The sequence below is a fragment of the Pseudomonas sp. 5Ae-yellow genome, assembly GCF_014077575.1.
Lineage (GTDB): Bacteria > Pseudomonadota > Gammaproteobacteria > Pseudomonadales > Pseudomonadaceae > Halopseudomonas > Halopseudomonas neustonica.
Genome location: NZ_JACGWE010000061.1, coordinates 1 through 11,474, shown reverse-complemented (window position 1 = coordinate 11,474; position 11,474 = coordinate 1). Strand labels below are relative to the sequence as shown.

Annotated in this window: 11 protein-coding genes; 5 read left to right on the top strand and 6 right to left on the bottom strand. The window is 51.5% G+C overall.

Features of this window, described 5'->3' with window-relative positions:
* Positions 1-162 precede the first annotated feature (162 nt).
* The 4 genes from H4J77_RS18300 to H4J77_RS18285 form a co-directional block, all read right to left on the bottom strand.
* On the bottom strand, positions 163-687 hold the full coding sequence (locus H4J77_RS18300; RefSeq protein ID WP_182249867.1) for a hypothetical protein: 525 nt from the start codon (positions 685-687) through the stop codon (positions 163-165).
* Positions 688-1,497: 810 nt separating this feature from the next.
* Positions 1,498-1,689, bottom strand: coding sequence for a hypothetical protein (locus H4J77_RS18295; RefSeq protein WP_182249865.1), 192 nt, complete (start codon positions 1,687-1,689; stop codon positions 1,498-1,500).
* Between the two features lie 165 nt (positions 1,690-1,854).
* Positions 1,855-2,172, bottom strand: a complete 318-nt coding sequence (locus H4J77_RS18290) for a DUF2809 domain-containing protein (protein ID WP_220469428.1) — start codon at positions 2,170-2,172, stop codon at positions 1,855-1,857.
* A 1,367-nt stretch (positions 2,173-3,539) separates the two neighbouring features.
* Complete coding sequence (locus tag H4J77_RS18285; RefSeq protein WP_182249864.1) at positions 3,540-3,959, bottom strand: energy transducer TonB; 420 nt, start codon at positions 3,957-3,959, stop codon at positions 3,540-3,542.
* Between the two features lie 267 nt (positions 3,960-4,226).
* Between H4J77_RS18285 and H4J77_RS18280 the strand changes: the two genes are divergently transcribed.
* The 3 genes from H4J77_RS18280 to H4J77_RS18270 all read left to right on the top strand — a co-directional run bounded on the left by H4J77_RS18280 (position 4,227) and on the right by H4J77_RS18270 (position 6,244).
* Positions 4,227-4,373: a hypothetical protein gene (locus H4J77_RS18280; protein ID WP_182249862.1), complete on the top strand. Its 147-nt coding sequence runs from the start codon at positions 4,227-4,229 to the stop codon at positions 4,371-4,373.
* 37 nt (positions 4,374-4,410) lie between these two features.
* Positions 4,411-4,782, top strand: a complete 372-nt coding sequence (locus H4J77_RS18275; RefSeq protein ID WP_123889765.1) for a hypothetical protein — start codon at positions 4,411-4,413, stop codon at positions 4,780-4,782.
* A 229-nt stretch (positions 4,783-5,011) separates the two neighbouring features.
* A complete protein-coding gene (locus H4J77_RS18270) occupies positions 5,012-6,244 on the top strand; it encodes a sodium:proton antiporter (protein ID WP_123889766.1) in 1,233 nt (410 codons plus the stop codon).
* 148 nt (positions 6,245-6,392) lie between these two features.
* On the opposite strand, the gene H4J77_RS18265 is transcribed toward H4J77_RS18270, so the two are convergent.
* Positions 6,393-8,093 carry a diguanylate cyclase gene (locus tag H4J77_RS18265; RefSeq protein WP_182249860.1) on the bottom strand — a complete coding sequence of 567 codons (1,701 nt, stop codon included), beginning with the start codon at positions 8,091-8,093 and terminating at the stop codon, positions 6,393-6,395.
* A 254-nt stretch (positions 8,094-8,347) separates the two neighbouring features.
* Complete coding sequence (locus H4J77_RS18260) at positions 8,348-8,932, bottom strand: DUF6151 family protein (RefSeq protein WP_123889768.1); 585 nt, start codon at positions 8,930-8,932, stop codon at positions 8,348-8,350.
* Between the two features lie 417 nt (positions 8,933-9,349).
* Here H4J77_RS18260 and H4J77_RS18255 point away from each other — a divergent pair, with 417 nt between their 5' ends.
* Both H4J77_RS18255 and H4J77_RS18250 read left to right on the top strand, forming a co-directional pair.
* Positions 9,350-10,168: an HDOD domain-containing protein gene (locus H4J77_RS18255; RefSeq protein ID WP_182249858.1), complete on the top strand. Its 819-nt coding sequence runs from the start codon at positions 9,350-9,352 to the stop codon at positions 10,166-10,168.
* Between the two features lie 229 nt (positions 10,169-10,397).
* A complete protein-coding gene (locus H4J77_RS18250; protein ID WP_123889770.1) occupies positions 10,398-11,177 on the top strand; it encodes an acetoin reductase in 780 nt (259 codons plus the stop codon).
* Positions 11,178-11,474 lie beyond the last annotated feature (297 nt).

Here is an 11,474-nt window from a genome sequence, read left to right as displayed (position 1 = left end):
CTATCAGTTCGTTGGGAATTGCGGGTAGGTCTCGCGGGGCTTCACGCCCCGGCTTCTTCTTGGTCGGCATACATGCGTCCTCTGCTGCAACATGTTATGCCCAAACACAAAATTTATGACACCCCCAATACCTGACCCCAAGCTGACCCTTAAAGATTTTACTCATTCCTGAATTTGAGAAATGTAGTTAGGCGGTAAGCTGATATTCCGCTCGAGTGCCGGAAAAAGTTGCCAAAGTAGTCTTTGATTATGTCTCAAGCCGGTACCATCCAGGTATGACCATGAACCTGAATCGATTTTCCGTATCGCTATCATAAAGCCCACGCTTTGCATCTTGGTTCCCTCTATCTCCATCACCGAAATTCTTGGAACAAAGCATATTTCTTCTTCACCCGCAGTGTACAAAACCGTCGGGCTTTTTAGCTCGGAGCTCAAGAACTTAATTCCCGTGGCCTTCAATTGTGCAAGGGCGTCAATCGTTAACTGTTTGAATGACTCCTTCCCGCCCACGAGTGGGTAGAGCGAGGAATGCGTTTTTGCAATCAGGACAGTGGCATCGCCTTCTTCAAAGGCTGCGAGCATCTCATCAATGTCGCTGCGAACATATTCAACTTCATCCGCTGTGAGGTTCTTGCCATAGGCATGGAAACACATCAATGCAAAAAATATAGCTATTATGGTTCTCATATGAATACTTTAATCCCGGGGTGGAGCCTGGATGTAGCTTTAACGTTTGGTAAAGGGGCGGGATTCATCCCGTGCCAGTGAGCGGAGCGAACGGTTTTAACCAGTTGTTATGCGAATTAATGGTATGTGTGCGGCTCTAAAAGTAAATGCCCCCAAGTGATCAATTCACCGCATTCAAGCCAGATAGCACAACCGTAACCAGTGGTTTTTGTTCTTATGCTTTCTTGATAAATTAACTCTTGGCCTCTCATCCATTTTGTTTCGGATTCTCTACCGTACGGAATAACAAGTGGTATAGGAACTATCAGCGAGATGTATATTCCCGCCCACTTTAGCCCGCTGCCATAGCTAGTGATCTTTTCAGTGTCATTTATTTTTTCTGGATCTCCTGATGTGGATGTTTTGCTGTGCACGAAGTCTAAGCCTACGCATCCATATAGATGAGTAGTGAGGGTTATTATGAGCGCTATTTTATTGAAATTTTTCATGGTTAAATAAATGTTCATAACGTCGCCAGCAATGGCAGACTTTTGTTGATTTTTTTTGCGCAATAATGGCGCGACTATGCGCAAAACGAGCGACGAAAAGACTGTTCAGAGCGAGCAATTAGGGCCAGGTGAATGTTAATGAAAAACGTTTATCTGACCACCCCTGTTGCTCTGTTTTATAGTGATTTTAACTTTTGCCCACAGTCTATAAAAAATTGCACGAAAACCCCACTGTAAAACCGTTTATATCATGAACAATTAGATAGTGCTGTCCATATTTTCTTGAACATTGGCTCGGACGTTAAGTCTGGCAACTGTTCTTTTAATTGCTTGCTTTCAAATTCCAGTATGAGGTCAGCTGAGGCGATGCCGCATTTTGCGAGTATAAGTTGATCACCTTTTTTGTTAGCATGCCCGAATACAAATCATAAAATCCTGCCTGTGCTTGCAAAATTATCCCTGTCATCGCAACTGCTAATGCACTCAAAAAAACTGGTTTTTCTCTATTTTTCAAAAAAGCCGCCTTACGCGAAAGTTGGGCCAGTTATACCGAAGTGTAATGCCTTGTTAAGCGTGAGGCCCGCGATATATAGGGTTCTGCATAGCACCGTAAGCATAAACTCAATACAAATTAAAAGTGCTATGCGTACCAAGCCCGATTTAAGGCTTGCCAGGTGCATTATCTTGAAGCTTTTTTGTTTTCTAGCTTAGTGCGACAGCGCTCAATAAATAGAATGCATCCCCAGCCGACTGTGTAGGCGAGTAAATCTAGCCAGTCAAATGTGGCTCCAAATATGACTCGGACAGGATCTATATGTTGCAAGCCAAGAATGGAAACTATATTGAAATATTGTGCAATTTCAATTACATAAGCAAGCGCCAGTACAAGATGAGCCAGCATGTAACTGTTCATCTTAATGAATGACTTTAGGGATAGATATAACCATCCGACAACTATTACGTCGCCAAGAAAGGGGCGAACGAATGTATCGTTCACGAATAGTGCTATGTAAGCTAATGCTAAGAATAAAGCGAAGCTCCAGAAAAAATACTTTTTATTAAAGTGAATCACTCTATAGTTCTCTATAATTTAAGCGGATCTTCAATAGAACAGCAGTTTCGTTAAGATGCCTTGTTATCTCGATACAGTTTGGCCGGCCAGAGGTTGATGCTGTATCTTTATTCATCTCATATCCAACAAAGTTTAAGTTGCGGCAGACTTGCAGTAGTCTTTTTTCGGAAGGTAGTCCTAATATAAATCCAAAAAACCGGTAAAATGGAATTACTTCTTTCTTGGATATCACGGTCGAAACTAGTATTCTCAAATCATGCTGTAAATCAGAATCAGCATTGCCATTAGTTATTTTTGCATGGTAGCGTAGAAAAAAATCCGCTAATGCTACCCAAAGCTTCTTTAAAAGAGATAATTGGCTCCAGTACTAGTTTCAATATAAATTGACTCACCACGAATACTGAAACACCCGCTATAACTGTTAAAAAAATAGAATCTTTCAAGATGACCTCATCAAGCTATAATGCCCAGTTTAGCGGGCAATTGGAGCACTGCGTAAATTGATTCGTTGCAGCTGTTTTTAGTTGCCAAGCTCACGCTCTGCTTGCTCGTATGTGTTATATAACTTTTCAGCTCTGTCGCTGAGTTTTATTCCACCTTTTGTGGTACGGTCAGTCCAGTAATTAGGGGCAGATGAATGTTAATAGAAAAATCTTTATCTGACCCCAGTTACTTCTTTGTTAAAAGTCCTGACCAAGCTTAGCCCAATTCTGAGTGAAATAGGTTTGAATTCCTTTGCCAGGCTGGTATCGGGGATAGAGCTTTTGAAACTCATCACGCGCAGAGCCATATGAACTGTCATCGATAACGGTCAGAGCCCGGGCAAGGAATAATAAAGCCAGAGATGGGGCACGAGACTCACCTTGGTTACAGTGAATAACCAACTTCTTTCCTTCATCCCAGTGCCTCTTAGCGAAGTCCAAAAAGCTGGAGAATAGTGCTGGCATAAACAACGGAACCGGTGGATCAATTATGTTGAGATACAGATCGGAACCTTGTTCCAAGACACAAGTAGTGTGGATGAGAATTCGGAATCTTGCCCGTGTATCCAACAGCCCGCTGGTGACACGGGCTTTTGCATGCGTGTACGACCGCTACGCCATCGGAGCCAGAAAAGCAGGATGTCGCATCCGTTACAAAAACCCGCTCATATACTTCCTGCATGCAGACTCCTTGGTGTTTTTAACGTTTGACATGAGAGGCTCGCGACGGCAGGCCGCGCGGAGCGGAAAATGAAGAGCCAGCGTAGCGCGGCCTGCCGTTGCGAGTCCGCTCGATGGAAGGGTTAGGCCTCACTGCATGGCGAACATGAAGTGTTGCTCAACTTCAACGCGAACCGGCCTACCGCCTCGAGTAATCGGACCGAAGCGCCAGTATTTCAGTGTTTCTAGTGTGATCGAGGCCAAGGCAGGATGAGGGTTCCCGAGAACTACTGGATTGCCGACCGACCCATCTGCCTCGATGTAAAAGCGAACCTTGATCGGGCCCTCTATATTTGCCATCCGCAGTTCGACCGGGTAAGCCGGAAGTGGCGTTGAAATGGCTCTTAGCGGAGAGTCGAGTTCACCCAGCCTACCAAGCGCCGCTACCTCCGTTTTGTAGATGCCTTGAGCTTTCAGAATTGGGTTGGACGAGGTACTTTCGCCGATTTGATACCGCGCACCGTCAGTGGCACACGAGGCCAAGAAGATCGCTAGAGGAACGATGAGCATGCTTCTATACATTTGGTGAGCCTAACAGTAATTAGATCGAACACGCCGACATGACACGCCAAAAGCGCGGTGAATTTGAAGTAAAAAACGCATAACGGTCATTACCTTCCATGTTCCACCTCAGCTCATCTGTGCACGTTATACCGCATGCGGCTTAACACCATTAGTTGCGTGTTATGCCGAATGCGTGCGGCATTCAAGCTGTAAGCGAGCGTCCTTGCTGCGTCCGGGAGGAGGGGCATTTGCTGGCTTGCAGTTACTGGCATAGTGCTACAGTTTTTTGATGATGCCAACCCGCTGATAGTGCAGATTGCCTGGTTGACGCTGCTGCTGTGGCGGGTGGGCAGTGCGGGCGCTTGCGTGTGTACTGGTCGGGTTGCTATTGGCTCTGCGGGTGTGGGCCCTGCGCTGTGATAAAGTAGCGGCCGAACTCAGACCTCCGGTACTTTAAATGCTTACTTACTTCCTTGTTGCCTGTGACCGCCTTGATGAAAAGCAGGAAAAGAAACTGCGGCAGAATCTGCCTGAGCTGCAGGCGGTCTTGCAGGCTTACGTTGAGGCCAACGAGGCGGCCAATGTGACGCTGATCAACGACTGCGAGAGTGATGACTGCGAAGATTGGCAGCTGGGTATCAGCCAACCGGTCAAGAAGCATCTTCACCTCAACTTTCCGGTGAATCTGTTCAACAGTCTGGCTACGCGCTTTAACATCGATTGTGAGGTCGGTTACATCGCAGATGATGTACGCGAGCCGGTCAGTTACTTTGGCAAGGACGAGGGGCCCGGTGAGGCGTTTCTGATTGCGGAGTATCTGGGGCTGTAGTGCAGCTGTGTGCGTCGTTTTGCTGAGCACTTACCGGCCTGCGTTGCGGCGTTTGTCCTTGTTTGTCACGCTTCTTCAGCGCGTAACCTGCTGGTTATATAAAGCCGTTCCGGCGCCAGATTTATCCTTTGCGCGGTAGTGGCTTTACTCAGTGAGCCTTTGGCGAGTCAGGTAGCACCTGTGCTGCGGCTCTTACCATGGATATTTTGCTACAGGACATAGGGAACGCATGTCTCTCTTCGACGTTATCGCCATCCTGCTGAGCCTCTCGGCGCTGTTCAGCTATATAAACGCGCGCTTTATCGGCCTGCCCAGCAGTATCGCCATCATGGCGTTTTCACTGGTGTTTTCGATCATATTGCTGGGGCTTAACCACCTGGGTATGAGCAGTGTGGCCGACTGGGCAGAGCATCTGGTTGGCGAGGCCGATCTGGGGCCGACGCTGCTTAATGGTTTGCTCAGCTTTCTGCTGTTTGCCGGGGCCTTTCATGTGAACCTGGATGAGCTGGCGGACCAGAAGTGGCTCGTGGCGTTGTTGGCCACCTTGGGCGTTGTGCTCACGACCTTCCTGGTCGGTGGTGCCATGTGGTACGTGCTGGGCTGGCTGGGTATTCCGTTGCCCTTTATCTACTGCCTGCTGTTTGGTGCCGTGGTGGCGCCCACTGATCCGGTAGCGGTGATGGCGATTCTCAAATCGCTGGACGCTCCCTCCAGCCTTACCACCAAGATTGCTGGCGAGTCTTTGTTTAATGACGGCGTTGCGGTGGTGATGTTTATTGCGATTCTGGGCATTGCCCAGGGCCAGCGCGAGGCGTCTTTCGATAGTATCGCTATGCTCTTTGTGCATGAGGCGGTCGGCGGGGTGGTGCTGGGGTTATTGCTGGGGCTGCTGGGCTATCACTTGCTGAAGCACCTGGATAACTATCAGGTAGAGGTATTGGTTACCGTGGCGCTGGTGGCTGGCGGCTATGCGCTGGCGAGCAAGTTACACACCTCTGGTCCGCTGGCGGTGGTGGTCGCGGGTTTGATGCTGGGCAATCATGGGCGCGAGTTCGCCATGTCCAAGAAGACCGAGCAGCAGCTTGATGCCTTTTGGGAAATGGTCGATGAAGTACTGAACGCCGTGCTGTTTTTGCTGGTGGGGCTGGAGCTGCTCATTATTACCTTTGAGTGGCATGCCCTGGTTGCCGGGCTGGCGGCTGTTCCGCTAGCGCTGTTGGCGCGATACGTGGCCGTCGGCATACCCGTGTTGGCGCTGAAACCCTTTAAACAGTACAAACCCAACCCGATAAAAGCGCTGACCTGGGGCGGCCTGAAGGGCGGCATCTCGGTTGCCTTGGCGCTGTCACTGCCGCTGGGCGAAGAGCGCAGCATTATTTTGCCGATGGCTTATGTGGTGGTGGTGTTTTCCATTCTGGTACAAGGTTTGACGGTGAAGAAGGTGCTGGGCGGGGGGCGCTGAGCGCCTTTTGACGCGGCGCTATTGATCTTTAATCAGGCCGCTCAGCTGTCCTCAACTGTCTGCCGCAAGGGTAGATGGTGCAGAGGCTTGGCGTCGATAACGGGCGACTGTGCTCTTTTGCGGGTCTTCACGCTTGGGCCTATCCAGCTCAAGACGTGGTGTTGTCGCCATTCAAGCATACCCGATCGCGGCCGTTGTTCTTCGCCTCGTACAGGGCGTCGTCTGCCCGGTTCAGGGCGCTTTCTATGCTGTCGCTGGCCAGGTTTACCGATGCCACACCAATGCTGACAGTGAGCTTTAGATACTCGCCCGGGCTGGCTTCTATGCTCTGGGTGGCCACCGCATGGCGTACGCGCTCGGCACACGCCAGGGCCTTCTCGGTATCCGCCTCGGGTAGCAGCATCACAAACTCTTCACCGCCAAACCGTGCGAGCAGATCGTTGCCACGGCTTTGTGTTTTCAGTGCGTGGGCGAGGGTGGTGAGCACCTGATCGCCCACCGCATGGCCGTGCGCGTCGTTGACCTGTTTGAAGTTGTCTATGTCGATGGCGAGTATCGCCATGGGCTGGTGCCGGGCGGCGGCGGCCTTCATCAGGTAACCGGCCTCGGCAAAGAAGTGGCGGCGATTGTAGAGGCGGGTGAGCGGATCGGTGGCGGCCTGCTTTTTCAGATCGTCCTGTGATTCGCGCAGATCTTCCAGGATCTTGATGCGATAGGAGATGATAAAGGCCAGCATGATGGCCTCCAGCATGATGCCTATACCGGTACCGTGGCTACTCAGGTAGGAGGGCGTTACCAGGCCTTTATAAAACAGTACGGCCAACACATTAAAAAATACAAAGAAGCCATGCCCGATCAGGAAGAACTTGGCCAGCGGGTTGCCTTTGCGCCAGAGTGAAATGCTGACTGACAGGGTGACCAGCATCATGATCGCTGCCGCGCTACTGGCAGGTTTGAGGGCTGCAGTGATGTCGAACAAGCCCCATACAAACATGCCGCACAGCGGCAGTAACACGGCCTGCAGAAAGCGGTGTTCGGTTGGGTAAACGTGTTTGGTCTCGAAAATGGCCATCATAAACAGCAGCAGGAAGATGGGCATGGTAATCAGCGAGAGATTCAACATGAAGATGCTGGGACCGTACGCGTCAAACAAGCTGGCAAGCAGACCGTAGGACAGAGCGATCCAGACCACGCCCGAGATCAGGTAAAACGAATAAAAGATGTTCTCTTTTTTGCTGGTGGCGAAGTACAACAGAAAGTTATAGAACACCAACGCCAGCATCATGCCGACCAGCAAGGCTATATCATTGGCGACGCCCACCAGGGCCTTTCTGGAGCGCTCTTCATCAAAGATGTTGAGCGCAAACCACTGGTGCGAATAAGCGAAGCTGCGCACGTAGACGGTGGTGGTTTCGCCGGCGGGCAGATCGAGTGGGTAGATGGCGACGCCGCGATACATCAGGTTGCTGTCTGCGACGTGCTCAAGGTCCAGCTCTTCACTTTTTACCAACTGACCGCCGCGCTCTTCATAGAGCTGGACTGATTTGACGTGATAGGCGTGGGGTAACTGCAGATCGAGCGACAGGTTCTGTTGTGTGCTGTTGTCGAGCGTCACCTTGAACCAGGTGACCAGGGCGTTGGTGCCCAGGGTGGTGGTACTGGTGGTTTCTGTGTATTGCTGCTCGCGTGCCTGTGCGTAGGTAAGCTCGCGTGAATCGTCTATGAAATAGCCGATCCGAAAGTCAGTCAGGTTAACCGAGGGTGAGTTTATGTCTACCCGTGGGTCAGCGTGTACGACACCGATAAAAAAAAGTGTTGTCAGCAAAAATAGGATACGGGGTAGCGTCATCTGTGACCGTCCGAGTTGGAGTTACAGCGGCGCCTTCATGGCTCCAGCAGCTGCATGTTAACCAAACTGCCTCAGCAGACCAAGCATTCAAGTCATGCTCGGGGCTGCCTGGCTTGCGTTACCAAATAAACGCAGCGCGCAGCGCTGCTGTGGCGGGATATTCACGCTGATTTTATTGAGCTTAGTTCATTTAAGTGGCGTGTACCGGTTCCGCTGGAGCGGATTTTTCAGCGCTAGACCGTTAGTTGCGCACCTTATACCGTCTCGCCAGGACGCAAAATACGCGGGCTAGCCAGCGGCTCACCCTTGGCGCTGAAGAGCGGGTTTGGTCGCCCTAGACCACCGAGTTTCCAGCCGAGGATTTTCAGCATGATCTTGCCGATATAGCCGCTTGCAGGTGCCGCATCGAGCCGACTTTTGGGGATTTGACCCGTCGCGCCACGCAGATTGACACAGGCCCGCACCGGGCCCAGCTTGGCCTCCCGTTCAGGGTCGAAGATAAAGCTGTGAATCAAGCCGATCATTGGCACCCGAGGTGACAGAGTATTGCCAATCGGGGTGTTACAGCAGCCGGCATACCAACGATAAAGCCCTTTTTCGCTCAAGCGCAGGCAACGAATCTGCTCCAGTCCCTGATTAATTTGCAGGCGCGCGGGCGGCAATTGGTAAATGTCGGTACCGCCTTGTTCGTCGAGCACCTGCGCGCTCGCCTTGAGGGCATGGGCAAAGGCCTGGCAATCCTTGCAGTAACAGATAACCCGGGTGCGGTCCGCTGGATTGATTTTGATAGCGCGACCTTTGATCTGTCCACAACCGCACTGAAGTACCAGGTTGTCCATTATCTTGCTCCTTGCGATGTCAGCGGCTCTTTCGCGGCACTCCGCGCAGAGTCCTTCAGTGGACGTGTGCTCTCTACCGATCATTTTAGGCGCGCAGTAAGCCGTGTGCATGCTATTTAATCTATCGTGTTGACTACGCGGTAAAAGAGTAGAGATTGATAGGGTAGCGCTAATAATCAAGTCCTGCTGGCTGGCCGTAACCACAGGCAAGGAATTAGCACTGCGGCCTTGCTTTACCCAGGTGCGAGACCTACTTTTGATAGTACTCAGGCGGATGGTTTTTGCGCGGCACTGGCTAAACATGCTGCCGTTGAGTGAGATGGGGGGGGAGTCAGTATTCGTTGTTTTAGCAGTAGATAAACGATTTATAAAACTAAAAAAATAGCTGCAATGTCCTGATGCCAAGGAGTGTGATGGATGGATATAAACGAGTTATTGGCGCAAAAAGATAAGCTGCCCAATGTGCCTGAGGTGGTGAAAGAGCTGATTCAGGTTTTGTCTGACGAGAAGGCGAATCTGGATACCATCGCGAAAAAGGTAGCCAAGGACCCGACCTTGTCGGTCAAGATTTTGCGCATGGTGAACTCCTCTTACTACGGCCTGCCACGCAAGGTTGATTCTATCGATGAAGCTATCGTGCGCATTGGCTTTGAGCGCTTGAAGGTGCTGGTCATATCATCTGGTTTGTCGGGCTCTGTCACGGGCGAGGTAGAGGGGCTGGACATTAAGCGGTTTTGGAATGAGTCCTTTGAAATGGGCGAGATTTGTAAAATCATCGCCAAGAAAACCAGTGCAGTTGACGCCAATGTTGCCTTCACGGCCGGTATTATCAGCAATATCGGGCGTTTGCTGCTGCATCTGACTACCCCCAATCGGGCCAAAGCGGTGCAGGCGCTGGTTGATGAAGGTGGCAATCGCAACGAGGCTGAGCTGGATCGCTTTCAATTTACCAGCCCGCAGGCGGGAGCCGCCTTGCTCGAGCTATGGTACCTGCCTACCGAGTTGTGCATTGCCGTGTTGCAGCAACGCGCGCCGTTGGATCATGCCAAGCCCAGCCCTTTGTCTGCCGTTATTTGCATGGCCGAACAGATGATGTCTGCACGTAAAAAAGGCGCCACGGCGAAAGACATTGTCGATGCGGTGTCCTTTCCACTGGTGGCGCTTGCCGGCATAAAAGACGGCTTGGGTGATATAGCAGAGCAGGTGGTTACGCTGGAGAGCATGAATATCGTTTAGCGAGCGGGTTTAACTGTCAGGCTGACTGCTGGTTGGTCAGCTTTGATCCGCACTGCATCTGCTGTGTTCAATAATCGCGATCTGCTGGTCTGAGTGCTGCCTTCTCTCTCATCTTGCTGTGCCTATCTGCGCTGCTATTGACCTGGGTCTATGCGGGCGAGGTTAGGCGCTGCCTATACTGACCTAAACGGCAAGTACAAATGTGTACACCAGCTGGAAGGAGAACTTCATGTCACTGAAAAATAAGGTAGCGCTGGTTACTGGCGCAGGTAATGGCATTGGTCGCGGCATCGCGTTGCGTCTGGCCCGCGATGGGGCTGACGTTGCTCTGGTTGACCTTGATGAAGACGCGATGCAGTCAGTCGCAGACGAAATCGCAGCACTGGGCTGCAAAGCGGCCATATTCAAGGCCGACGTGGGTGATCGTGACCAGGTGTATGCCGCTATTGACCACGCTGAGGCTACCTTGGGCGGTTTCGATATCATGGTTAACAATGCGGGTATCGCCCAGGTGCAACCGATTTCCGAGGTGACGCCAGATGAGATCGCACGAATCCACCGAATCAACGTTGAAGGCACCCTTTGGGGTATTCAGGCGGCGGCGAAAAAGTTTATCGCGCGTAAGCAGAAGGGTAAAATCATCAATGCTTCCTCTATCGCTGGCCACAACGGCTTTCCAATGTTGGGGGTTTACTCTGCGACCAAGTTTGCTGTGCGGGCGTTGACCCAGGCGGCGGCGCAGGAGTACGCCAGTGCGGGTATCACGGTTAATGCCTATTGCCCTGGCGTGGTGGGTACCGGAATGTGGGTTGAAATCGATAAGCGCTTTGCTGCGCTCACCGGCGCGGCAGAAGGCGCTACCTACAAGAAGTTTGTTGAGGGCATTGCGCTGGGGCGTGCGCAGACACCGGAAGACGTGGCCGCGTTTGTCTCCTACCTGTCTGGCCCTGATTCCGATTACATGACCGGGCAGGCGCCGTTGATCGACGGCGGTATGGTCTACCGCTGAACATCGCCTCTGGCGCAGTGGTGGGATTGCATGCAAGATGCATTGGGCGTGGCGTGGTTGGCTGCCTGTTGATTTCAGCGGCAGCCATTGCCTTGATCAGCGGAGTTAAGGAGGAGCTGTTTGGCGAAGGATGAGCAGAAGGCGCGCTATGAAAGCGCGCTGGCCCGAACTGTAGTGGTCTACTAATCCCGGACACCGAAATGGGTGGTAAATTTACCGCCATAGCTGAGGTGTTCCATGACAAGACAACGTCGTACGTTTTCAACTGAGTTCAAGCACGATGCCGCGTTGCTGGTT